At 60.2% G+C, this 22,247-nt stretch carries 18 protein-coding genes; 10 read left to right on the forward strand and 8 right to left on the reverse strand.

The features are described 5' to 3' along the window. Positions 1 to 138: 138 nt before the first annotated feature. The 4 genes from GSQ82_RS05795 to GSQ82_RS05810 all read right to left on the reverse strand — a co-directional run bounded on the left by GSQ82_RS05795 (position 139) and on the right by GSQ82_RS05810 (position 4,465). Positions 139 to 2,421: a TonB-dependent receptor gene (locus GSQ82_RS05795; protein ID WP_158791085.1), complete on the reverse strand. Its 2,283-nt coding sequence runs from the start codon at positions 2,419 to 2,421 to the stop codon at positions 139 to 141. A 123-nt stretch (positions 2,422 to 2,544) separates the two neighbouring features. After that, a complete protein-coding gene (locus GSQ82_RS05800; RefSeq protein ID WP_158791087.1) occupies positions 2,545 to 2,925 on the reverse strand; it encodes a hypothetical protein in 381 nt (126 codons plus the stop codon). A 145-nt stretch (positions 2,926 to 3,070) separates the two neighbouring features. Next, on the reverse strand, positions 3,071 to 3,751 hold the full coding sequence (locus tag GSQ82_RS05805; RefSeq protein WP_158791089.1) for a BON domain-containing protein: 681 nt from the start codon (positions 3,749 to 3,751) through the stop codon (positions 3,071 to 3,073). A gap of 120 nt (positions 3,752 to 3,871) precedes the next feature. Then, positions 3,872 to 4,465, reverse strand: a complete 594-nt coding sequence (locus GSQ82_RS05810; protein ID WP_158791091.1) for a hypothetical protein — start codon at positions 4,463 to 4,465, stop codon at positions 3,872 to 3,874. Between the two features lie 443 nt (positions 4,466 to 4,908). Here GSQ82_RS05810 and GSQ82_RS05815 point away from each other — a divergent pair, with 443 nt between their 5' ends. Beyond that, the gene (locus tag GSQ82_RS05815; protein ID WP_158791093.1) at positions 4,909 to 5,181 is read left to right on the forward strand and encodes a hypothetical protein; all 273 of its coding nucleotides are present in this window, start codon (positions 4,909 to 4,911) and stop codon (positions 5,179 to 5,181) included. A gap of 18 nt (positions 5,182 to 5,199) precedes the next feature. On the opposite strand, the gene GSQ82_RS05820 is transcribed toward GSQ82_RS05815, so the two are convergent. Then, entirely contained in the window at positions 5,200 to 5,691 is a 492-nt protein-coding gene (locus GSQ82_RS05820) for a hypothetical protein (RefSeq protein ID WP_158791095.1), read from the reverse strand. A gap of 483 nt (positions 5,692 to 6,174) precedes the next feature. Here GSQ82_RS05820 and GSQ82_RS05825 point away from each other — a divergent pair, with 483 nt between their 5' ends. Further along, entirely contained in the window at positions 6,175 to 6,771 is a 597-nt protein-coding gene (locus GSQ82_RS05825) for a PEP-CTERM sorting domain-containing protein (RefSeq protein WP_158791097.1), read from the forward strand. 148 nt (positions 6,772 to 6,919) lie between these two features. Here the strand turns inward: GSQ82_RS05825 and GSQ82_RS05830 are convergent, their stop codons facing one another. Together GSQ82_RS05830 and GSQ82_RS05835 are read right to left on the reverse strand one after the other, a co-directional pair. Further along, the gene (locus GSQ82_RS05830; protein WP_254061444.1) at positions 6,920 to 8,575 is read right to left on the reverse strand and encodes a M28 family peptidase; all 1,656 of its coding nucleotides are present in this window, start codon (positions 8,573 to 8,575) and stop codon (positions 6,920 to 6,922) included. A gap of 2 nt (positions 8,576 to 8,577) precedes the next feature. Continuing rightward, positions 8,578 to 11,826 (reverse strand): TonB-dependent receptor, encoded by a 3,249-nt coding sequence (locus tag GSQ82_RS05835; protein ID WP_158791099.1) that lies wholly within the window; start codon positions 11,824 to 11,826, stop codon positions 8,578 to 8,580. A gap of 449 nt (positions 11,827 to 12,275) precedes the next feature. On the opposite strand from GSQ82_RS05835, the gene GSQ82_RS05840 reads away from it, so the two are divergent. The 8 genes from GSQ82_RS05840 (at position 12,276) to GSQ82_RS05875 (ending at position 21,288) form a co-directional block, all read left to right on the forward strand. Then, entirely contained in the window at positions 12,276 to 13,625 is a 1,350-nt protein-coding gene (locus GSQ82_RS05840) for a Gfo/Idh/MocA family protein (RefSeq protein WP_158791101.1), read from the forward strand. Between the two features lie 80 nt (positions 13,626 to 13,705). Beyond that, the gene (locus tag GSQ82_RS05845) at positions 13,706 to 13,879 is read left to right on the forward strand and encodes a hypothetical protein (RefSeq protein WP_158791103.1); all 174 of its coding nucleotides are present in this window, start codon (positions 13,706 to 13,708) and stop codon (positions 13,877 to 13,879) included. A 202-nt stretch (positions 13,880 to 14,081) separates the two neighbouring features. Next, positions 14,082 to 14,771, forward strand: a complete 690-nt coding sequence (locus GSQ82_RS05850) for a hypothetical protein (protein WP_158791105.1) — start codon at positions 14,082 to 14,084, stop codon at positions 14,769 to 14,771. A 123-nt stretch (positions 14,772 to 14,894) separates the two neighbouring features. Further along, the gene (locus GSQ82_RS05855; RefSeq protein ID WP_158791107.1) at positions 14,895 to 15,605 is read left to right on the forward strand and encodes an SOS response-associated peptidase; all 711 of its coding nucleotides are present in this window, start codon (positions 14,895 to 14,897) and stop codon (positions 15,603 to 15,605) included. Positions 15,606 to 15,709: 104 nt separating this feature from the next. Further along, the gene (locus GSQ82_RS05860) at positions 15,710 to 16,006 is read left to right on the forward strand and encodes a YXWGXW repeat-containing protein (RefSeq protein ID WP_158791109.1); all 297 of its coding nucleotides are present in this window, start codon (positions 15,710 to 15,712) and stop codon (positions 16,004 to 16,006) included. Between the two features lie 64 nt (positions 16,007 to 16,070). Continuing rightward, on the forward strand, positions 16,071 to 16,652 hold the full coding sequence (locus tag GSQ82_RS05865; protein ID WP_158791111.1) for an HAD family hydrolase: 582 nt from the start codon (positions 16,071 to 16,073) through the stop codon (positions 16,650 to 16,652). Positions 16,653 to 16,702: 50 nt separating this feature from the next. After that, entirely contained in the window at positions 16,703 to 21,115 is a 4,413-nt protein-coding gene (locus GSQ82_RS05870; RefSeq protein WP_158791113.1) for a DEAD/DEAH box helicase, read from the forward strand. A 2-nt stretch (positions 21,116 to 21,117) separates the two neighbouring features. Then, complete coding sequence (locus GSQ82_RS05875) at positions 21,118 to 21,288, forward strand: DUF5522 domain-containing protein (RefSeq protein ID WP_158791114.1); 171 nt, start codon at positions 21,118 to 21,120, stop codon at positions 21,286 to 21,288. A gap of 5 nt (positions 21,289 to 21,293) precedes the next feature. Here the strand turns inward: GSQ82_RS05875 and GSQ82_RS05880 are convergent, their stop codons facing one another. Then, on the reverse strand, positions 21,294 to 22,220 hold the full coding sequence (locus tag GSQ82_RS05880) for a tetratricopeptide repeat protein (protein ID WP_158791116.1): 927 nt from the start codon (positions 22,218 to 22,220) through the stop codon (positions 21,294 to 21,296). Between the last annotated feature and the right edge of the window lie 27 nt (positions 22,221 to 22,247).

A 22,247-nucleotide genomic window follows, 5' to 3' on the forward strand; every position in this document is an offset into this window, starting at 1 on the left:
TGGGCCTCCCGTCGGTCGGCGCGATGATGATTGCCGGCCAGCGGGAGGCCCTTTGCTTGTGATCCTGGCAAGACAAGGCATACGCGTCACGAAGTGACCTCCCGCGGAGTAAGCGGCCCGTCCGGCAGGACAGTATCTTTAGAATTTAAATCGGTAACGGAGTTGAGCGAAGATCTCGCGTGGGTCGTTGTAGTGGAAGCCGCCAAAGGTGAGGCTGTTGTCGAGCAGCACGCGGCGGTTGGCTACGTTGGTGGCGGTGATGGAAGCGTTGATGTTTTCGCCGAAGGTTTTGCCGATGGCAACGTCGAAGGTGGTGTGCTCGGGCAGGTAGGCATTGGGGTACGGAGTGTTGGGATCGGGGTCTCCGTTGGTGAAGCCGGAGCCGTAGTAGACGTTGGTAGACGCGGTGGTATGGAAGGGAAGCGAGGCGTTGAAGCCTACGTTGAGGGTGTTGCGCTGGTCGTGGTCGACGGGCGTGTAGCCGGGGGCGACGTCGCACTCGGGTGAGGTGACGGGGAAGCAGATGAGGCCGCCGGTGATGGCTCCGCGCTGCTCGGCGATCTGGTTGGAGTAGGCGAGGTGGAACTGGCCGACGTGGGCGAGGCGCGGGCTGCGGAGGGTGAGCTCCCAGGCGCGGATGAGGGCGCCGTCGACGGTGACGGGGAAGTAGATGCTGGAGTCGCCGATGTTGGAGTGGTCGAGGAAGTTGTTGACGCGGGTCTTGAAGGTGTCGGCATCGAGGAGCCAGCCGCGATAGGGGATCTGGACGCCGAACTGGTGCTCTTCGTCGCGTTCGCCGTGGAGTGGGGTGAAGCTGGTGTCGTTGGCCTGCGCGAATTGCACAATGGGGCCAGCGGCGGTGAGCAACGGTGGAGGTTGGTAGAAGCGGCCGTAGAAGCCACGGAAGACCCAGTTGAGTTTGGGGATGCGGATGGCTGCGCCGACGCGCGGGTCGGTCTCGTTCTCGGTGAACGCGCCTTGAAAGTGGGTCTGGCGCAGGCCGGCGATGAGGGTGAGCCATGAGGTGGGTTTGTAGTTATCGGAGACGTACTCTTCGATGACGCCGCCGTTGGCTGAGTCGGGGATGGAGAAGGGTGCGGTGCCGGAGCCGTCGTTGAAGATGGCGCCGAAGAGGTAGTTGTCGTGCTGGCCGAAGGAGTAGAAGCCGGCTTCGAGGGTGTTGTGTGCGATCTCCGTGGTGATGGAGGCTTGCGCGCCGCCGTAGGTTGAGCTGCGGTGCGAGGTGGTGGCTACGGGAGTGTCGTTGGGGTTGGCGTCGTAGTCGGCGCGGTTGTAGTGGAAGAAGGGCGAGACCTGAAGAACGGTGGAGGGGTTGAAGGTATGGAGCCAGGAGAGAGCGGCGATGCCGTCGGTCTCGTGCTGAACGTCGCGGAGGCCGCTGGAGTCGAACTGCTGGTTTTCGAAGTCGTTGGAGTTGGGGTCGTAGGGGATCTGGAAGAAGTCGTTGCGCGCCTGAGAGACGAGGCGGAACTGATCTTTGGGGGTGCGGTTGTAGATGAGGGAGGCGAAGCCGCCGTAGCCGTTGGTGGCGTCGTGGAAGGTCTGACCGATGGGTGGGGAGAGGCCGTAGTCGCTGCGGTTGCCGTTGAGGCTGGCGTAGTAGGCGAACTTTTCGGTGTGGTCGCCGAGGTTGATCTGGTCGTTGGTCTGGAGGAAGCTTCCGGCGGAGAGGACGAGTTCGGCCTGACGGGTGCGCTCGAAGCCGGTGCGGGGAACGACGTTGAAGACGCCGTAGGTGCGGTCGCCGGTATCGGCGGTGTAGCTGCCGCGCTGGACTTCGATGTAGTCGATGTCCTTGGGGTCGATCTGGGCGCCGAGGTTGGAGGCGATGTTGGTGTTGGGGATCTGGACGCCGTCGATGAGCCAGGAGACTTGGTGGCCGCCGCGCATGTGGAGCATGTCGTGGGTCATGTAGGCGCCGGGGACGTAGTCGGTGATCATGGCCATGCTGTTGGTGCGGTCGGCGCCAGGGGTCTGGGCGATGTCTTCGCGGCTGATGAGGGCGGTGGGGGTGACGGTGTTGACGTTGGCGCTGTTGGTCTCGGTGGTGACGGTGGTGGACTGCTGGACGGTGTTGAGTTGGAGTTCGAAGTGGAGGATGGGTGCGGTGTCGGAGGCGAGGGTGAGGGTTTGAACGATGGAGGAGAAGCCGGGTTGGGAGACGGTGACGGTGTAGTCGCCGAGGGGGATGGAGGAGAGGGTGAAGGAGCCATCGGGGTTGGTGAGGGTGGATTTGGTGAAGGCGGAGTTGGCGGCGTGGAGTTCGACGCGGACGCCGGCGATGGGGCGGTGCTGCGGGTCGTGGACGACTCCGCGGAGCTGGCTGAAGATGCTGCTGGCGTGGGCAATGGAGATGCCGATGAGGAGCGACAGGGTACAGAAGAGGGCGAGCTTGCGCATGAGACTCCCTTGTCAGTGAGCTGACAGAGCTGGAACTTCAGATAGGAATGCACGGGTGCCGCGACCATGGGCTCGCTGGAGTGAGACGAAAGCGAAGACAGAGGGGCGGTGCCGGGCGTTGCGCTAGAGGAGTTCGGAGGCGGGAGGGCCGCGCTTTTGGCGGGAGCGATCGAGAGCCACGCGGGCGCGGGCTTCGGTCTGAGTTTTGCTGGTGGGATGGCTTACGATCTCTGCAACGATGAGCGAAGCGGCGTGAAGGAAGAGGTCACCGTGTTGAACCGGGGTGACCGCAGCCGGGTAGGCAGGGCATCGTGGCGGGATCTCCGAGAGGGAGATTCCGGGGCCGGATGACTCTGCCTGTAGCTTCATCGTGCAGCGATGCGCGCCATTGCGTCTGCAGCAGGCCGGGAGATTGACGTCGGAGATGGCCGCGAGGGCCAGCACCGGCGAGATCAGCGGCAGGCTGAAGAGAAGGAGCAGGGTAATGCCAATGAGGCGTCGCACAGGCTGATTGTAGCGGAACGCTGGGGAGGAGTTGTCGTGGAAAGGTAAAGATTTTGCAGGAAAAGCGCCGGTGGTTTGAGTACCGGCGCCTTGGTTTTTTACTTCTTCAATTTTTACTTCCCTGATTTGCAGCTTCCGCGTTTTATTACTTCGATGCGGGCTTGGAGGAGGAGTTCTGAACGATGATGTCGTTGTCTACGCTGAAGGCTCCGGGTGCGGAGTTAGCCTGCATCCCGGCGATGGACGAGTCGCTCTGATTGAGAACGACGCCGTAGAGGATGACGTGACCGTTGTTCACGATGATGTGGATGGCGTGGTAGCCCATGGGTGGGCTGTTGGTGACGCCGCCCGCAGCCAGCGCGATGCCTGCTCCGGGTCCGATGGCGCGTCCGAGGGAGCCCTGGTTGGCGTTGTACTTGCGCAGCGAGGGCTGAGTGTAGATGCGGTTATAGACGGCAGCGCGGATGCGGTCGTCGTTAGGCGAGTAGGGCAGGACTTCGATCTGGTTGATGACGGACTCGACGCCGGGGATTCCTTTGACGACGCGGGCTGCGTCGTCCTTAAGGACGGGGCGTGAGGCGTATCCCTTGAGCACGATGCTCTTGCCCTGAATGCCGAAGGTGATCCAGTCGAAGACGCCGTAGTTGGTAAGGCCGCCGAGTTTCTTCTGGACTTCGTTGACGATGCGGAGACCGTCCTCCTGCGACCAGGTGGGGCCGGGAGCGGTGGGGCTTGGAGCGGTGGCGTTCTGCGCAAGTATGGCAGGAGCTGAGAGAGTGAAGGCGAGGAAAGACGCGGCGAGAACTGGCAGGAAGCGGCGATTCATGACATCACTCCATCGAGTAGGATGATCTTCGATCAAAACAATATCCTACAAAGGAGGCCGAGTCCAGAGGGCCTACCGCCCTGCCGGTTCAGAGCGAACTTTTGACCAGGCGCGGGAAGATCAGTGACGATAGCCGCGCGGATTGAAGTTGAAGGTGTAGTTCAGACCAAGGGTGACGACGGTGGGGTGAATGACACCTGAGGCCACGACGGGACTGTCCCAGTGCTGGAACTGTGCGTCACCCTTGAGGGCGAAGCCGTAGAAGAGGTCGTAGTCGACGCCTGCGCCTGGGGAGTAGACGGTGGTGTTCGAGCTGATGTACTCCACCGGGCCGACGATGAAGAGGCCTTCGTTATAGTCGATCTCGCCGCGGCCGATGAGGAAGTCTGCGTAGGGATGGATGCGGCGTCCGAGGGGGAACTCGACCTTGGGACCGGCGAGGATGTACTTCAGGGAGTCGATATGTCCGTCGTACACGGGATAGCTGCCGCGAACCTCGATGGCCGGTTTGAAGAGGCGGAAGTTGAGGTAAGCGAGATCGGCGCCCGCGGTGAAGCTAAGATTTTTGCCGCCATCCAGATCCGTTAGGACTCCGGAGCCGCCCGCAAAGACGGAGAGCTGTAGCTTCTGCGTTGCGGTGGGCATACTCTGCGCGGATGCAGAGAGCGCCGCTACGAGCAGGGTCAAGCTTACAACGTAGTGTTTAAACTTCATTCGGCCCTCTGAATGTACTTCTTCTTCAACTTATTTTACGACCACTGCGCTTGGACACGATGTTCCTGCGTGTCGAACGGGATCTGTTGGCTGTCCGGTGGATGGGGAGGTGCAATGAAGCGTAAAATCAATCGATTCAAGCAGAATGTTATTCCATAAGATGCCGCATGGGAATCCATAAGATGTAGCACTCTGGAGGTATTTTCATATGAAAAAAGTTAACCGCCTATTGGCGGCTGAGGTTACTCGGTGAGTGTGAACCTCGTGTTTCGAGGCGATGGGGGAGGGCTGCGAGGTGGCCGAGGACGAGCCTCTATTCATGATTCTGCCCCGCTTCATGCGACGATGCAAGCCTGTATACGCTGTCTTCTGGCCGTGATGGAAAGTTATGATGGACGTCTAACGAGGTGGGTTGTGGGGTCTATCGGCTGATGAGTCTTTGGTTGGAACGGTTGATGAGGGTTGTGGTGGGGCTGGCAGCGTTGAGTGCGTTGATCTATCTCGGCGACTGGTTGGCGATTAAGGTACGTGTCTCGCATGGTACGGCCTACGGAAGCGTGATGGTGAATCAGTTTCTGGCGACGCCTCTGAAGGGAAACAAGGTCGAGTACGATCTGATGGGGACGGCGCAGCAGACGTGCAGCCGCTCCATCTTTCCGCAGCAGGGGTATGAGGCCTGCTGGTGGCTGGAGCGGCACAAGTCGCAGTGGGAGTAGACGCTTCGACCTAGACGTTTAGACGTGGAACAGAAGCTGGACGATGCGCCGGGAGAGGTCTTCCGGCTGGGCGAACTGGCGTGGGTTGTCTCCGAAGGACTCTTGTACGGAGAGAGTGTCGTCGTCGGCGACGTGGAAGGTGAAGAGGCAGGTCTTGCGGTCGAGTGTGGGATTACCTGCCACACCGAGCCCCTTGGCGTAGTCGAGGGTGATGGTGGCGTCGTTGTGGACGATCTGGGCGTCGAACCATGGGAAGCGGCCGCGGTAGAGCTTCACGGTAGTGGGGTTTACGTTCTGAATGGTGGTCTCGGAGGCGGTGACGTCGCCCTGAAGCTGGCGTCGAACGTCGTTGATGTCCTCCTCGAGGCAGAGCACGAAGGCGGTGAAGAAGGGTTTGCCTTGCGCGGTGACGATGCCTGATTTGTGCTGCTCTCTGCCGAAGTTTTCAGCAGCTTCGCGGTTCTTCTGCTTGATGTCCTGCGCCAGGTTCGCGATCCACTCTTTGCCCATGCTTGCGTAAGCTCCTGCATCCGGCCGCCGGCGAATTCTGGCGGGGCGGATGTTATTGGTTGGACGACAGATGGGCGGGAAAAGCCGCTTGTGGGATTTAGTTTTGCGTGGCGCGCTGCTTCTTTAGCTGCGATTGTCCTGCCGGACGGGCCCACTGCTCGTGGGGAGATCACTTCGTGACTTCTATACCTTGTCTCGGTAGGGTGATGGGCTGGGGGCCTCCCGTTAGTCGCCGGAGACGGCGGCTTGCGGCGCTATCTATAGTTGCCCCGAAGTTCCCCAAGAATTCAGGGTGAAGTGGAAAATATTTTCCCATGAGATGCTTCGATGTTGCATACGTGGCTTCTTGTATTTCAGCGAGTTAGATCGCCGTAGTGATATGGGCATTGGATTGCAGCATTGCAAGCGAACGCCTGCTCTCAGCCTCCGGAAATCTGTCAGGACCGACTGGATTGCAGATCTACTTATAGATAAGGATTCGTTATGACTCTCTCGAAGTTTTGGTCCTTCGCCACACTCTCTGCCCTGGCTGTTATGTTGCTCGCACTGCCTTCCTCGGCGTCCGCGGATACCTACGAGATCATCAATCTGGGCAACGCGAACAGCAACAGCGTCTTCGGCATCGACGCGGCGGGGGACGTCGTGATCCGTGGCCAGACCGGGTGTGGAGGAAGCTTCGGCTCCTGCTATAAGACCTACGACGATGGCGTGCTCACCTCCGTGTCATCCAAGATGCCGACTCTGGACTTCGATGACGGCACGCCCTGCAAGCCCACGGCCCAGGCGACGAACGGAGCATGCAACGCCGGACGTGAGGCTTTCGGAGGCGATCTGGGTTCGACCTTTGGATTGTTTACCGGTACCGATCCTCTGACGGACAATATCTTTGGCGGTTCGGTGGATTCGATCGTGCTGAACAGTAGCGGCGACATTGCGTGGACGGACGGCATGAACGAGTGCAACTACGAGGCGATCGATCTTTCGGGCAGCCCGGTGCCGGAGCCGAATACACTGCTTCTGCTGGCGACGGGTGTGGCTGGCGCGGCGGGTATGTTGCGTCGGCGGTTCGTGCGCGGCTAGGCATATTCCAAGTCTGCTGACGAAGGCGTTCTCCGAGTTGCGGATGAGAGACACGTGATGGATGAGCAATAGAGATCAGGGCAAAATAAACCGCTCTTCCACCTGAACAACGGCTGGAAGAGCGGTTTTATTTTGTTAGAGGTATTGGTTAGTTTCCGGTAGACGACGCGGGTGCGGCGGTCGGCGTATCGAGGCGAGGCAGCATGGAGGGGCGGGTTGCTGCGTTGTAGACGAACCATGCCTCGATCGCGGCACCCTGCATGACGTCGCCGACCTGAACGCGGTCGTAGAGGTCCATGTTGGAGTGGTGGGTGCGGGCTGCGTACTCGAGCGGGTCCTGCATGAAGCCGAAGCCGTCGAGACCGATCCAGGAGAAGCTGGTGGAGTCGGTGCCGCCGGGCTCGCGTGTGGGAGCGGCGGTGGCTCCAGTGACGGCTTGGAATTCCAAGTCGCGGATGGGAGCTGCCCACTGTTTGAAGATGGCGGCGATCTCGTCGTTGCCGTCGGAGGAGATGCCGCGAAAGCGTCCGCTGCCGCTGTCGTCGTTGAAGTAGGCGTCGAGCTTCGCGTACTCGGGCGTGAGCTTCATGGTGTCGCGCGGGGCGAAGTGATGCTGGACGTAAAACTTCGATCCGAGCAGACCTTCTTCTTCGCCGCCCCAGAGAGCGATGCGGACGGTGCGGGCCATGGGGCGATGGAGCTGCGTGAGGATGCGGACGGCTTCGATGGCGACAGAGGATCCGGTGCCGTTGTCGGTGGCGCCGGTTCCGCCTTGCCAGGAGTCGAGGTGTCCGCCGAGCATGACGACCTCATCTTTTTTGGTGGTGCCGGGGATCTCGCCGACGACGTTGAATCCCATCTGATCCGTCTTGTAGGTCTCGGCCTGAATGTCGAAGGTGACCTTGGGGCTCATGTGGTGTTCGATGAGACGAGCGATGCGGTTGTAGTGTTCGGGAGTGATGGCGACCATGGGGGGCGGGACGGGATCGTTGGGATCCTGCGAGCCGCCGAAGGATGCGAAGACGGTGCCGCCGTCGCCGTTGGTGCCGTAGTTGACGGCGACGAGCACGCCCTCGTCGCTGAGGAACTTGCTGGTGTCGTTGCGCAGACGCAGGGCCGCGGTGCGATCCACGACGGGAGGTGCAGGTGCTGCTGCTGCTCCACGTCCGCGTGCTGCGCCTCCGCCGCCGGGACCGAGGCGAGAGGGATCGGAGACGATGGTACGGGCTTCGATCTCTTCATCGGTGAGGCGGTGGGCTTCGGGTTCCGTGTGCATCAGAATGACTTTGGGATCTGCGATGAGGACGATCTTGCCTTTGAGTTTGCCTCTGTACTTTTCGAAGTCAGCTTGAGTGTGGATGGGAGCGAGTACGGCTTCGGCGGTGACGGGGCCGTCGGTACCGGGCGTCCATGCGAGCGGAAAACCGATGAGCGGTGCGTAGTTCGGTTCAACGAGTGCGCCGTAGAACTTTTTATACTGCCAGGAGTTTCCGAAGGGTCCCCAGGGTTCGAGGTGGACGTTCTGCAGACCGTATGACTGAAGGCGCTTGACGATCCACTCGGCAGCGGCGCGGTGGTTGGGTGAACTGGTGATGCGCGGGCCGTAGACCTCGGAGATGTAGAAGAGATGGTCCATGACCTGCGAGTGCTGAAAGGCCTGGGTCTTGATGTCGTGCAGGACGGTGAGGTCGATCTTCTCGGGTGCTGCCTCCTGCGCCGCGAGAGGAGACGCGGGCAGGAGGCAGGTTGTAGCGATGAGTGCTGCGGCGATAGCTTTTACAGGCCGGTATGCGATGTTGATCATGCTTAGAAGCTCACTTTCAGTGCAAGCTGCACGTTGCGTGGTTCGCCGAATCCGAGACCGGGCGCAAGAGATCCGTTGTAGGTGTTGGTGACGAGGCCGAAGGTGCTGCTGGTGATGCTGGTCACGCTGGGGTTGGCGAGGTTGGCCTGGTTGGCGATGTTGAAGCACTCGACGCGGAACTCGGTGTTGACCCTTTCGGTGATGGGCGTGTGCTTGAAGAGGGAGAAGTCTACGTCGCCAAGACCGGGACCGTAGTAGGCATCTCTCTGCTCGTTGCCGTAGACGCCGAAGGTGGGCGTGGTGGCGGGTGAGGCGAATGCGGCGGGGTTGAGGTACTGATATTGGCGTGCGCTCGAGACCGTCTTGAGCGTGCGCCCGGAGTATGCCTTGACGTTGGCTACAACGTTCGGACGGTCATTGTTCTGGTCGGTAAGGCTGACGTCTTTTCCAATCAGCGGGCTGAGCGGAGAGCCTCCCGTAAAGGTGTACAAGGCGTTGACCTGCCATCCTTTGGTGAGGCGCGGAGCGAAGTGTCCCAGCTGCGGAACGTCGTACGAGGCGAAGCCTGTGAGTACGTTTCGCCGATCGAAAGTGCTGGCGCCGTAGTCCTGCTTGAGGTTGTAGCTATTCATCGGGTTGACCTCCGAGGAGGCGTAGTCCATGGAGTGGCTCCACGTGTAGTTCATGGTCGCGGTGATGCCGTGCCACATGCTCTGGCGGAGCGTGACCTGCAGCGAGTTGTAGTTTGAGCTCGCGCCCGAGTTGACCTGGTTGATACCAGCCAGGGTGTTGGTGTTCGTGATGGTCTGGCCTGGATAGCTCGTCGCGGAGAAGGGACGAATGTAACTGCCATTCGCGTAGCCGATGGGTTGGTTGAGATCGTAGAGAATGGCGAGGCGGCGTCCCTGCGTCCCGACATATCCAACCGTGAAGAGTGTCGTATTCGAGAGCTGCTGTTCGATGTTCAGGCTGAAGTTCATGCTGTAAGGAATTCTGAAGTTGGGATTGACTCCCATCGCGCCAAGTTGCGGCGGCGCGGCTCCTGTGAAGGCGTTTACGTTGTAGGCGAACTGTACGTTGCTCGCAGAGTAGATCACGGCTGGGTCAGGTCCTGCGGGATTGTTCTGCGTGTACTGCGCGCCTCCGTTCTTGGTGGTTCCGCTCACCATGTTGCTCATGGGAGGAACGTCGTAGAAGAGGCCGAAGGATCCGCGAATTGCGGTGCGGCTGTCTGCCAGCGGCGAATAGGAGAAGCCGGCGCGTGGAGCAAAGGCGGTGTAGTACTGGTTGTAAAGAGGCCTGACGAAACCTTTGCCCGGCACGAAGCTGTACAGATCGTCTTTCGCGTCGCTGACGACTCCGGGGAAGCTGTAGCGGATTCCATAGTTGACGGTGAGGTGCGGGGAGACCTGGTAGTCATCCTGCGCCCAGGCATCGGCCGTGTTGAGCAGATAGACGCGTTGTGCATCTCCCTGAAGCAGCTTGGCGCCGGAGGCATTGCTTGGTGTTCCATTCAGGAAGTCGGCGAGAGAGAGAATGGAAGAGCTACAGGCGCCTGTGCTGGTGACTTGACCGATCGCCAGGCAGTTTGCGTTGTCGGTTGCGGTGCCTTTATTCCATGGACCGCGCGTGCCGTCGAAGGCGAAGGTGCCGCGTGAGTTTGAGAAGTAGAGAAGGTTGATGTTGGCGTGGCGATACTCGCCGCCGAACTTGAGCGAGTGAGCCCCGATGGTCCAGTGGAGCGAGTCGGTAACGTGGCCGGTGACGTCGGTGCGGCCGGAGGGCTGCGTGGCGCCGATCTCATCGAAGCCGGTGATCGTGACGGTGGGAGATCCTGCGGCGATGATGCCGGTGAGGCCGAGGTTCAGGCCGCAGCAGGTCGCGGGATTGAAGTTCTGATCAGCATCGTTGAAGGTCTGGAGAAAGTAGTTCGTGCCCAGCGTCACCACGTTCAACAGATGGCTGGTGAAGATGGAGGTCTGCACGACGGAGAAGTTGTGAATGTGCATCGGCGCGGTCTGGAAGAACGGAGCGTAGTCGGAGTTCGTGATCGCGGTTTGTCTGCCGGTGGTGCCGAGATAGCGAATCGACAGCGTCTCCTTATCCGTAAAGCGATGGTCGAGCTTGATGACGCCGTTGTAGCTGTTGTAGTTCGAGGGCGCGTCAGCGAAGTAGTTTCCTGTAGTGGCGCCTGCGCCGTTGGCTACCGCGGGGTACACGTTCTTGTAGAGGGCCACGGTGACTGGGTTTGGCGCGAGGTTGTACTTCTGCAGGAAGGTGGTTCCTGCTGAGATCCACGCATCATTCAGCACGGTGTCGGAGATGGCGTTGTTCGCCTTCGCAAGCTGGATCTCACCGGCGAGGAAGAGGAAGGTGTGGTCTTTCCAGATGGGGCCGCCGAGGGTGAAGCCGAACTGGTTGTTGCGGATGACCGGCTTGCGGCTATCGACAGGCGCGACGGGCGAGATGGAGGCGAAGAATTCGTTGCGGTTGAAGTAGAAGAGGTCTCCGTGAATCTGGTTGGTCCCGGACTTCAACACCATGTTCTGTGTGGCTCCTGCGTTGCGCCCCTGGTCTGCTTCGCCGGCGGCCTGCATCGAGAACTGGTCGATAGCCTCGATGGGAATCAGACCTCCGGGGATGCCTTCGATACCGCCTTGGTTGGAGGCAACGATGCCAAGATAGGCGTCCACGTTGTCGGCGCCGTCGACCTGGAAGTTGATGCTGGCCGTGCGCGAGCCGTTGACGGAGTTGTTGAGATTGACGCCGGGAGCGAACTTCACCATCTGCGTGAAGTCGCGGCCGTTCATGGGCATATCCTGCACGGACTTCGAGTCGATGACGGTAACGAGCGCGCTGGAGGTGGTGTCGGTCTGCACGCCGCTCGCGCTCACATCCACGATGGTGTTGTCCGCGCCTACGCTGAGCTCGACCTTAAGGTTCGCCACCTTGGAGACCTCGACGTGGATGTCGTCGATCTTCTTGGTCTGGAAGCCGCCGAAGATGGCGGTGAGCTGATAAGTGCCAACGGGAAGCTCTGGAAAGTTGAACTCGCCGGCCTTATTCGACTTGTCAGAGAGAACCTGTCCTGTCGCCGGATTGGTGAGTTGAAGGGCAGCGTCTGCGATGACCGCTCCCTGCGTGTCCGTCACGATGCCCGAGACTGTTCCGTGAATCGATTGGGCGAAAGAGGAGATGCCGGCGAAGAGGAAGATGACGAGAGGAAGGCACTTTTTCCAGTGGCAGGTCATGAACACGGACTCCTATGAGTACTGATGAAACTGTTTTCAGGACGTAGAGATCCTGGAACCCGCAGAGCGCGGATTTTTGTTGGAAGACTAGCTGGGGAGAAAGGCTAGACAGTGTTCCAAAACAGAAAATGAGTAATGATTTTTAGAAAGTACTGTGAACGCCCGGTTACGTCAACAAAAAAATATCACCCTTTAGATATCACCGGATTGCACCAATGCATGGGAGAAATTACCGGCGAAAGTCGCGTATCGCGTATAGAAATGCTTCGAGATCGCGGTGAACGAAATGCTCTGTACGGAGGCACGCGCTTTGTTCACTTGTGCGGAGCGATCGTGCATCGAAGCATGGATCTATGGAGACGTAATATTCTCTCGATAGGGAACACTCAACTGTCGTCATCATGGGCCAAGTAGAACAAGGCGGATCGTCTCCGCAGATAGAGAGCAGAATGAACTCACTGAATCGAAGGAATTTTCTCAAGGCCGCGAGCGCGACTGCGGCAGGCTCGTTTGTCGGATCCGCTTTGCCGATGTTTGCCGCTGCACAGGAGCCCGCGCGCGCCATCGCCAAAAACGACCATCTGCAGATTGGGTTGATTGGTGCGGGAATTCAGGGACAGGGAGATACGAAGGTTGCGCTGCAGGTTCCGGGCGTCAAGCTGCTCGCCGTTGCGGACTGCTATCAGGGCAGGCTCGATCACAGCAAGGAGCTGTGGGGCAACGATCTTTTTACGACGCGCAACTACAGCGAGATTTTGGCGCGCAAGGATATCGATGCGGTGATCATCGCGACGCCCGATCACTGGCACAGGCAGGCCGCCGTGGACGCGATGCACGCAGGCAAGGACGTCTACTGCGAGAAGCCGATGATCCATCTCTACTCCGATGGGCCGGAGATTATTGAGACAGCTCGGACGACGAATCGCGTCATTCAGGTCGGCAGCCAGCGCGTCAGTTCGGTGGTGTATGCGAAGGCAAAGGAGCTGCTCGCGTCGGGCGCGATCGGTCAGCTCAACACTGTAACGGCGCGCTGGGATCGCAACTCGTCGATGGGCGCGTGGAACTACACGGTGCCCCTGGATGCGAACACGGAGACCTGCGACTGGCCGCGCTTTCTGGGCACCGCACCGAAGATTCCGTTCAACGCGGAGCAGTTCTTCCAGTGGCGCAAGTGGAAGGCCTACGGCAGCGGCGTGGCGGGCGATCTGTTCGTTCACCTCTTCAGCGGAACGCACTTCATCACCGGATCGAAGGGACCGACACGCGCCATGGCGACCGGCGGACTGCGCTTCTGGAAGGATGGCCGCGACGTACCTGACGTGCTGCTCGCGCTCTTCGATTATCCCGAGGGCTTCAACCTTAGTCTGCGTGTGAACTTCGTCGACGGCGGCGATGAGAGCGAAGGCTTCATCTTTACCGGCTCCGAAGGAACGATGGAGATCGCTGGCAACACCGTCAGCGTCAGCCGCACGCCGCGCCCAAGCGCTCCCGGATACGCGATCGGCACCTACACCGATGCCATGCAGAAGCGCCTTCTGGACGCGTATCACGACAAATATCCCAACAGCCACCAGCCTGCGGAGACTTCGATGAACTTCGAGAAGTTCATTGCGCCATCCGGCTATAGCGACAGCTACGACCACTTCAACAACTTCTTCCAGTCGGTCCGGAGCCGCAAGCCGGTGGAAGAAGACGCGGTGTTTGGCTTCCGTGCCGCGGGGGCCGCGCTGCTCAGCAATCTCAGCTACGAGCGCGGCGCAGTCGTCGGATGGGACCCCGTCAACATGAAGCTGACTTAGCGCCGCAGCAGGCGAAACAACTTCCTCTACGCGTTCGACCTCCAGGGTGGTAGGATTCTGCCACACCTGGAGGTGCTGCCATGAAATTCATCTGTCTCGAAGGAAAGTGCATCAACCCGAGCGCCATTGAGATTGCACGTCCCGGCAAAACCCCGACCGGCGGCGACATCAGCATCATCTCCTTCAAAAATGGAGACACGCTGGAGGTCGGCATGTCTACGTCGGCGCTGGCGTGCATGTTGAATAAGTACTGAGCAGGCTTCGCTACAGCGAAGGAGTTCTCCGTCATCCTGTCTGTGCAGGACGGCAGGGCCTGCCCGTGTCCCCAAAAGACTATGCATTCCAGTCTCCGCGATGAGGTATTTCGTCAGAAGCTGGTTACAACTATCGGGCCATTAAGTAGCTTTCTAGTAACTGCTACTGTCTCCTCACTGCGCTATTCGAGCAGGAGGCCACATGACACTTATTCAAAGTATCTCGCTGGCGTGTACCCTCGCCTCTGCAACATTTTCTGCCGCCTCTGACGTCTCAAAGACGATTCTTCCTGATAACGTAATGCTCTGCCAGCCGAGTGCTGGCTGTACGAATCAGACTCTCTTCGGCCGAACTTACAAGGTCATCGCCACGCCTCGCTATGTTGTGATGGTCTCGGTCTCCACAGAGGGCGAATACACCCGGGCCGACGTGAGCATCGCTAATAACACCGGCCTGCCGCTGAGCCTTACTCCTGATGACTTTCGCGTCGAGGTGGTCTCGCCGAAGCCGAGGGTTCTGCTCTACATCCCTCCCGCGCAGTTGAAAGACATTCCTCCGCCGCCGTCCGTTCCGGCAGCCGCACAGACGGAAGAGGCTCCGAAGCCTGAGGGCACGGCTTCCACGGCTGAAGCATCCTCCGCACCGGTAGCGCCCAACTCCGCAACCCCTGATATCGATGCGCTCTACGCCGCTGCGAAGAAGAAAGCAGCTCTCCGCGAAGCCGCCGACAAAGCTGCCGCACAACAGAACCTAGCTGCGGTCGAGATTCAGCCTAACGCGGTGACTCGCGGCCGCGTCTACTTCGAGCGCGACAAGCATGCGCATCAGATCAACGTCGTCCTGCCTATCGCAGGTGTCGTCTTTGAGTTTCCCTACGCCGCGAAGCCTTGACGTCGGGGCAGGGAGACGGCCTCCTCCTCCGGCTCCCTGCGCATTGCTCCCACTGCCGGAAGTTGTCGTTCAGGAGTCGCAGAATCAATGCATTAGCTCGCGTACGCTAGTACAATCGGAGCTATGAGTGGACGTTACCTCCGCCGATCCGACAAGCAGCGTTTGGCCGAAACATTCGGCATCAAGGGGGATCTCAGCCACCTCACCATCGCACCCACCGACTACAACATCGCTCCTAACAGCACGCAGCCCGTGATTCGTTGCAACCGTAAGACCGGCGAACGCGAGATGGTTCTGATGCGGTGGGGACTGGTCCCGCAGTTTGCTAAGTCGCTCAGCGACTTTGAAGGCGCAACAACCATCAACGCACGTGCCGAAACTCTCACCGGCAAAGCCATGTGGCGCATCCCCTTCGAGAGCCGACGCTGCATCATTCCTGCAGATGGTTTTTACGAGTGGAAGAAACTCGAAGACATGACAGGCACACAGAGCCGTCGCATCTCCAAGCCATACGCCTTCACGATGAAGGACCCGCAAAACTCTCCCTTCGCCTTCGCCGGCATATGGTCCGCGTGGAAAGATCCGAGCGGTTCGTGGCTTCAGAGCTTCGCCATCGTGACGACGACGGCCAACGAACTCGTCGAACCCATTCACAACCGCATGCCTGTCATCCTTCAGCCGCAAGACTACGATCGCTGGTTCACCCGTAGCCGCACTCAGTTGAACGAGAGCAGCGTCCCCACAAGTGAACTGCCTCTCGACCTGCTTCGTCCCTACCCGGCTGATGCCATGCAGTCCGTTCCGCACAACCCACTGGATCCCAATCCTTTGTAGCCAGCGAACAGGCCACAACTCCGACGAAGATTCGTCTTCTCCACAACAACTTACTGTCTGAAAATAACGTCCTAACGGTGAGTAGTTATAAGGAGATTTGTACGATGAAGAAAGTCCTCTTCTCTGGCGTATGTGTTCTGCTTTTGACCGCAGGCATCGCGCAAGCGCAGGTTGTCGTCCGTGTTGGACCACCCGCGCGGCCTTATGAACGGATTCCGCCGCCACCGCCCGAGCATCGCGACTGGGCATGGCACGGCGGATATCATCGCTGGGATGGAGCCCGGTATGTCTGGGTTCCCGGAAGCTATGTCGCGCCTCCGCGTCCGCATGCCCATTGGGTCGATGGCCACTGGGACCACAGGGGTGGCGGCTACGTCTGGACCGAAGGCCGCTGGCGCTAACCTTACCTTCGAACCCCAACCTTGGCGGATCATCTCAAATGGTCCGCCAAGGTATCATCGTTCCATGAACGCTGAAGCCCGCGCCAAAAAAATCAAAGTCCTCATCTTCGACGTAGACGGCGTCCTCACCGACGGCCAGATCTTCGTCATCCCCAACGCAGAGGGTCACGGCATCGAAGCCAAAGGCTTCGCCGCACACGATGGACTCGGCATCTCGCTTGGCCGTCTCGGTGGACTGCGCATCGGCATCATCACCAAGCGCAACTCCCAGACCGTGGCCATCCGCGCCAACGACCTCAAGCTTGAGTTCATCTATCAAGGCCAGGCGCACAAGATGCACGCGATCAATGAGATCCTCGCGAAGACCGGTCACAGCATCGATGAACTCGCCTACGTCGGCGATGACATCATCGATCTTCCAGTGATGCGTCAGTGCGGTCTAGCCATTGCGACTGCGAACGCACGCCAGCAGGTAAAGGCTGTCGCGCACTATGTCACGCCTAATGCGGGCGGCTTCGGCGGCGGCCGCGATGCCATCGACTTCATCCTCACCGCGCAGGGTTCGCTCGAAAAGGTGATCGAGCAGTACCTCGACGAATCCAGCGAAGCAGCGGCCTCCTCCGACGTGGGCCAAGGCAACATGTAGAAAAGAAACAGCGAAGAAACATCGAACAAAACTCGCGCTACAATCAGCAAATGCCGCTGGAGATTCCACCCTCACTCGCCTGGGCGCATCCTGTCACGGCCGAGTGGTTTCTCACCAAATTCGGCAGTCCCACCGAGCCGCAGACCCACGGCTGGCCCTGCATCCTCGCGGGCGAAGCAACACTCATCTCCGCCCCCACCGGCAGCGGCAAAACCCTCGCTGCCTTTCTCGTCTGCATCGACCAGCTACTCCGCGAGTCGCTCTCCGGCCAACTTGCACCCTGCACGCAGGTCGTCTACGTCAGCCCCCTCAAGGCCCTCTCCAATGACGTTCAGAAAAATCTCGACGGCCCGCTCGCCGAGATCCAGCAGCTTGCCATGCAGCGCGGCTATCTCTGCCCTCAGATCCGCACCGGCGTCCGCACGGGCGACACCTTGCCAAAAGAACGCGCCGCCATGCTCCGTCATCCGCCCCACATCCTCGTCACTACGCCGGAGTCGCTCTACATCCTCCTCACCGCGGGCAAGAGCAGGGAACACCTTCGCCGCGTTCGCACCGTCATCGTCGACGAGATTCACGCCGTCGCCGACGACAAGCGCGGTGCCCACCTCGCTCTCTCGCTCGAACGCCTGGACGCGCTCGTAACCGGCGCAAACCGGCTCAGCCCCGGAGCCTTCCTCACCGGCCTTGCCACTCCTCCGCAACGCATCGGCCTCTCTGCCACGCAAAACCCCATCGAACTCGTCGCCGACTTCCTCACCGGCATCCACGAAGATCGCCCGCCCGCTACCATCGTGCAAGTAGGCCAACGCCGAGAGCTCGACATCGCCATCGAAGTTCCCAGCGATGAACTTAGCTCTGTCACCACCAACGGCATGTGGTCGGAGATATTCGATAAGCTCGCGGTCCACGCGGAGAATCACCGCTCCACGCTGGTCTTCGTCAACACGCGCCGCCTCGTCGAAAAGATCTCCTTCGAACTAGCCTCGCGCCTCGGCACGGAGCATGTCGCCGCCCATCACGGCTCGCTCTCCCGCACCCTCCGCCTCGACGCGGAGCAGCGACTGAAGAACGGCGAGATCAAGATCCTCATCGCGACCGCATCACTCGAACTGGGAATCGACATCGGCGACATCGACCTCGTATGCCAGATCAGCACCACGCGCGCCGTCGCCGTGGCCATGCAGCGCGTAGGCCGCGCGGGCCACTGGCGCGGAGCCATCCCCAAAGGTCGTCTCTTCGCCACCACCCGCGACGACCTGATAGAGCAGGCAGCGCTCATACGCAAAATGCGCGCCGGCGAACTCGATCAGTTACAAATTCCTCCGCAGCCTGCCGACGTCCTCATGCAACAGATCGTGGCCTGCTGTGGTGCGGAGCCGTGGGAGGAAGAAGCTCTCTTCAACACGCTCCGCCGCGCCTATCCGTATCGAAACCTCACCCGCGAAGCCTTCAACGACCTCCTCACGCTTCTCAGCGAGGGCATCGAATCCACGCGCGGACGCTACGGCGCTTACCTTCTCCGCGACGGTGTCCAGCATCATCTCCATCCTCGCCGTGGCGCTCGCATGATCGCCATCTCGAACGGTGGCGCCATCCCCGACGTCGCCCTTTATAACGTCATCCTCCAGCCGGAGGGCGTTCAGATCGCTACACTTGACGAGCACTTCGCAGTCGATTCGAGCCCCGGCGACGTCATCCTCCTCGGCAACTCCAGCTGGCGCATCCAGCGTGTCGAGGCCGTCGGCAGAGTCCTCGTCGAAGACGCCCACGGCGCACCGCCCAGCCTGCCCTTCTGGGAGGGCGAAGCTCCACAACGCACCGCAGTTCTTTGCGACGGAGTAAGCGAGCTCCGCGAACAGATCTCCACCCTCACCCCGAACGTCACGCCCGGCTACATCTCCCCGGCGCAGCCAGAGGTCGCCTCTGCCGCCGCGTGGCTCATGGAGCAGTGCGGAGTCTGCGCAAGCGGAGCGCAGCAACTGATCGCCTACATCGTCACCGGCCGCGGCGTTCTTGGAGCCGTGCCATCCAAGACCACCATCATCGCCGAGCGCTTCTTCGACGACGGTGGCGGCATGCAGCTTATCCTTCACGCTCCCTTCGGAGGCCGCGTCAACAAAGCCTTCGGTCTCGCGTTGCGCAAACGCTTCTGCCGTGGCTTCAACTTTGAACTCCAGGCCGCCGCCACCGACAACGGCATCAACATCTCCCTCGCCGAACAGCACAGCTTCCCGCTCGCCGACGTCTTTCAGTTCCTCACCGAACACACCGCAAAGGAGTTGCTCGAACAAGCCGCGATCGCTTCACCCATCTTCAAGAATCGCTGGCGCTGGGCCGCGGGCCGCAGTCTTCAACTCCTTCGCTTCTCCAAGGGAAAGCGCATCGCACCGCAGATCCAGCGCACCCGTTCCGAAGATCTCATGGCGTCCGTCTTCCCTCAGGCCGCAGCCTGCTTCGAGACCATCGTCGGCGACATTCAGATCCCCGATCACCCGCTCGTCAACGAGGTCATGCAGGATGTTCTGCAGGAGGCGATGGACCTCGAAGGCCTCATCGAACTTCTGCGTGGAATAAAAGACGGCACCATCCGCTGCCTCGCCGTCGACACGCCTACACCCTCAGTCTTCGCCCACGAACTCCTCAACGCAAATCCCTACGCCTTCCTCGACGAGGCTGGTCTCGAGGAGCGCCGCGCCCGCGCAACCTCGCTGGGCCGCAATCTTCCCGAAGCCCCCGGAAGACTCGATCAAGCCGCCATTGATGCCATCCGTCGCGAGATCTGGCCCAACCTCCGCGACGAGCACGAACTCCACGACCTTCTCCACTCCTTGATTGCGCTTCCTTTACACACTTTAGATGAAAGCGAAACCCGCCACTGGCCTGCCTTTTACGAACGCCTCGTCCAAACTGGACGTGCCCAAACCATTGACTGTGGCGGATCTCCCAGTTGGGTGGCAACCGAACGCCTTCCCCATGTCGTCGCACTCTGGTCCGGTTTTACTAATGAAACAAATACAGTTACAAAAGAAGAAGCCGTACAGAAGTATGTTCAGGGATGGTTACAAATCATCGGGCCCACAACGGCCAAAGCCCTTGCGAGCAACCTGAACCTCGACGCCGCCTCAGTCTTTCAGGCATTCCTCGCCATGGAGATGCAGGGCCTGCTCATGCGCGGCACCTTCGAATACCCCGCGCTAGAGACATCAACGAATACAGACTCCGAACACGAAATAGAGTGGTGCGAACGCCGCATCCTGCAACGCATCCACCGCCGCACCGTGGCCACGCTCCGCAAGCAGATCGAACCCGTCACGCCTGCCGTCTACATGCGCTGGCTCCTCGGCTGGCAGCACCTCGCGCCCCAGACACAGCTCTCCGGCGAAGAAGGGGTCTTCGAGGCACTTCGCCAACTCGAAGGCTTCGAAGCTCCAGCTGTCGAGTGGGAGCGAACCATCCTGCCTGCCCGCGTGGCCAACTACGACTCACGCTGGCTCGACGCCCTCTGCCTCTCCGGCGCCGTCGGCTGGGGCCGCATCTCGCCTCATCCGGCATGGTCCGCCGGCGATGGAGCCGCACCGCGCCGCGTCATCCCCACCAACGCCGCGCCCATCACCTTCTACATCCGCGAGACCGCCGACTGGCTCCCTCACGCCCTCGCGCAGCAGTGCGTCGAAGAAGAGAAGTTGGCCGCCGCTCTCAGTCCCGAGGCGCTTCAGCTTCGCCATCTTCTCCAGCAGCGCGGAGCATGTTTCGCCAACGACATTCAGCGCATCGCCAGCCTCACCCGTCAGCAGACGCAGCAAGCGCTTTGGGAGCTAGCCACCGCAGGCCTCGCCGCCGCCGATGGATTCGACCAGCTCCGCGCCTGTATGGATCCTCGCCGCCGATCCACCACCACAGAAAATCCAGGCAAGCGTGTCCTTCGCAACTCCGCCGGGCGCTGGTCTCTGCTCTGCGAAGAGGTTCACGCTGCCTCAACCGCAATCGAACAAGCCCGTCGCACCGACGCTGCCATCGAATCCTTCGCCCGCCAGTTACTCGCTCGTTACGGAGTCCTCTTCCGCGATCTTCTCGCCCGCGAGTCCAACGCCCCCAGGTGGCGCGATCTTCTCGGCATCCTTCGTCGACTCGAAGCCCGTGGCGAAGTCCGCGGCGGGCGCTTCCTCTCCGGCTTCGGCGGCGAGCAGTACGCACTCCCCGAAGCCGTCGAATCTCTCCGCGCTGCCCGCACCCGCGAGTGCTCCGCCATCATCTCCGTCGCTGCAGCCGACGCCATCAACCTCGCTGGTATCGTCGTCCCGGGCGACCGCGTCCCCGCAGTTCCGGGCAAGCAGGTTCTCTATCGCAACGGCAAACTCTATACAGATGAAGCTGACGCCACCACAGACGTGCTCGACGCAGACCTCGCCTCCGCAGTGATCCCCACCGTCTCAAGCGCCCAAGGTCTAAGATTGTTCTAGCCATGCAGGACGCCGCCAAACCCGCAGCCGCACCGCTGTCCGACGAGACGGTGCCGGAGTTGCAGCCTGAAGACTTCTACTATGAAGGACCGTATATGGTCTTCACAGCGGCCTACCACCTCAAGCGTGGATACTGCTGCAACTCCGATTGTCGTCACTGCCCCTACAAGTAGCCGCTTTAGTTCAGCTGTGCAGGTCCACTCGGTGTCATTGGCGGCAGGGAAGGCGCTTCTCCAACTGACGCCCTTACACTCCGCAACGCATGAGCGTTCTGTATCAGGGTAAGCACACGTGGATCTTTGCGATACTTCGCTAACACTTCATCCGTTCCCATCTCGTGTTGAATATCAAATCCGCCTTCGCTTGCCAGCGTCAGAAAGTGCAGCATATTGATCTCGTCGCCGCGATGAGCGTAGAGCCGTGCCATCTCGAAGCAGTAGTGGGCATGGTCCTCCGGCGAGAGCATCCGTGCGGCGATCCCCGTCAGCTCGTGATGCTCCGACATATCCGGGTCCAGCGTCAGCGCAACGTCGAACTCATGCCGCGCCCGGTCAAACTGTTTCTCTTCAAAGAGAGCAGTCCCCATATTGGCATGGAAGGTCGCAGACTTCTTCTGCAGTTTAATGGCGTGATTATAGTCGGAGATCGCCGTTCCAAACTGGTGGTCGAGATACTCCACAGCGCCCAGATTATTCCACGCCTCTGCATCCTTCTTCTTCAGACGAATAGCCTTCTGGAAGTAGACGCGCGCTACCTCTGTTCGACCTAACTCCAGGTTGGTGACGCCCAGCTTATTCAGCAGCGCCGGCGCTGACCCTCCACGCTGTAGCGCGTAGATGTAGTAGTTCAGGGCATCTTCAGGAAATCGCCTGGCGCGCAACACATCGCCGACCAGCTCTAGCCTCTCCGGCGTAGCTGTCGCAGGATCGGGAAGATGCGGTTGAATGGCAAGCCAGTCAATGCTCTGATGATTCATGTCCTTGACGTACTGAGCAGACGGCACATTCTTAGCCGTGCCCGCTGACGATTGAGCCATCAACATAGGCGCAGCCAGGAGCAGACTGGAGAGAAGATACGAGCGGAAGGAGCGGATAGGCGTACTCATGGGCGTACCTCACGAGATTCGGCACTA

Source organism: Granulicella sp. L60 (assembly GCF_009765825.1).
In the GTDB taxonomy this organism is placed as follows: Bacteria; Acidobacteriota; Terriglobia; order Terriglobales; family Acidobacteriaceae; genus Edaphobacter.

Bases quoted from the DNA above. Each gene is read 5' to 3' on its own strand.
- GSQ82_RS05795 (WP_158791085.1), bottom strand. From the start codon at position 2,421: ATGCGCAAGCTCGCCCTCTTCTGTACCCTGTCGCTCCTCATCGGCATC.
- GSQ82_RS05805 (WP_158791089.1), bottom strand. From the start codon at position 3,751: ATGAATCGCCGCTTCCTGCCAGTTCTCGCCGCGTCTTTCCTCGCCTTC.
- GSQ82_RS05810 (WP_158791091.1), bottom strand. From the start codon at position 4,465: ATGAAGTTTAAACACTACGTTGTAAGCTTGACCCTGCTCGTAGCGGCG.
- GSQ82_RS05820 (WP_158791095.1), bottom strand. From the start codon at position 5,691: ATGGGCAAAGAGTGGATCGCGAACCTGGCGCAGGACATCAAGCAGAAG.
- GSQ82_RS05825 (WP_158791097.1), top strand. From the start codon at position 6,175: ATGACTCTCTCGAAGTTTTGGTCCTTCGCCACACTCTCTGCCCTGGCT.
- GSQ82_RS05830 (WP_254061444.1), bottom strand. From the start codon at position 8,575: ATGATCAACATCGCATACCGGCCTGTAAAAGCTATCGCCGCAGCACTC.
- GSQ82_RS05835 (WP_158791099.1), bottom strand. From the start codon at position 11,826: ATGACCTGCCACTGGAAAAAGTGCCTTCCTCTCGTCATCTTCCTCTTC.
- GSQ82_RS05840 (WP_158791101.1), top strand. From the start codon at position 12,276: ATGAACTCACTGAATCGAAGGAATTTTCTCAAGGCCGCGAGCGCGACT.
- GSQ82_RS05845 (WP_158791103.1), top strand. From the start codon at position 13,706: ATGAAATTCATCTGTCTCGAAGGAAAGTGCATCAACCCGAGCGCCATT.
- GSQ82_RS05850 (WP_158791105.1), top strand. From the start codon at position 14,082: ATGACACTTATTCAAAGTATCTCGCTGGCGTGTACCCTCGCCTCTGCA.
- GSQ82_RS05855 (WP_158791107.1), top strand. From the start codon at position 14,895: ATGAGTGGACGTTACCTCCGCCGATCCGACAAGCAGCGTTTGGCCGAA.
- GSQ82_RS05860 (WP_158791109.1), top strand. From the start codon at position 15,710: ATGAAGAAAGTCCTCTTCTCTGGCGTATGTGTTCTGCTTTTGACCGCA.
- GSQ82_RS05865 (WP_158791111.1), top strand. From the start codon at position 16,071: ATGAACGCTGAAGCCCGCGCCAAAAAAATCAAAGTCCTCATCTTCGAC.
- GSQ82_RS05870 (WP_158791113.1), top strand. From the start codon at position 16,703: ATGCCGCTGGAGATTCCACCCTCACTCGCCTGGGCGCATCCTGTCACG.
- GSQ82_RS05875 (WP_158791114.1), top strand. From the start codon at position 21,118: ATGCAGGACGCCGCCAAACCCGCAGCCGCACCGCTGTCCGACGAGACG.
- GSQ82_RS05880 (WP_158791116.1), bottom strand. From the start codon at position 22,220: ATGAGTACGCCTATCCGCTCCTTCCGCTCGTATCTTCTCTCCAGTCTG.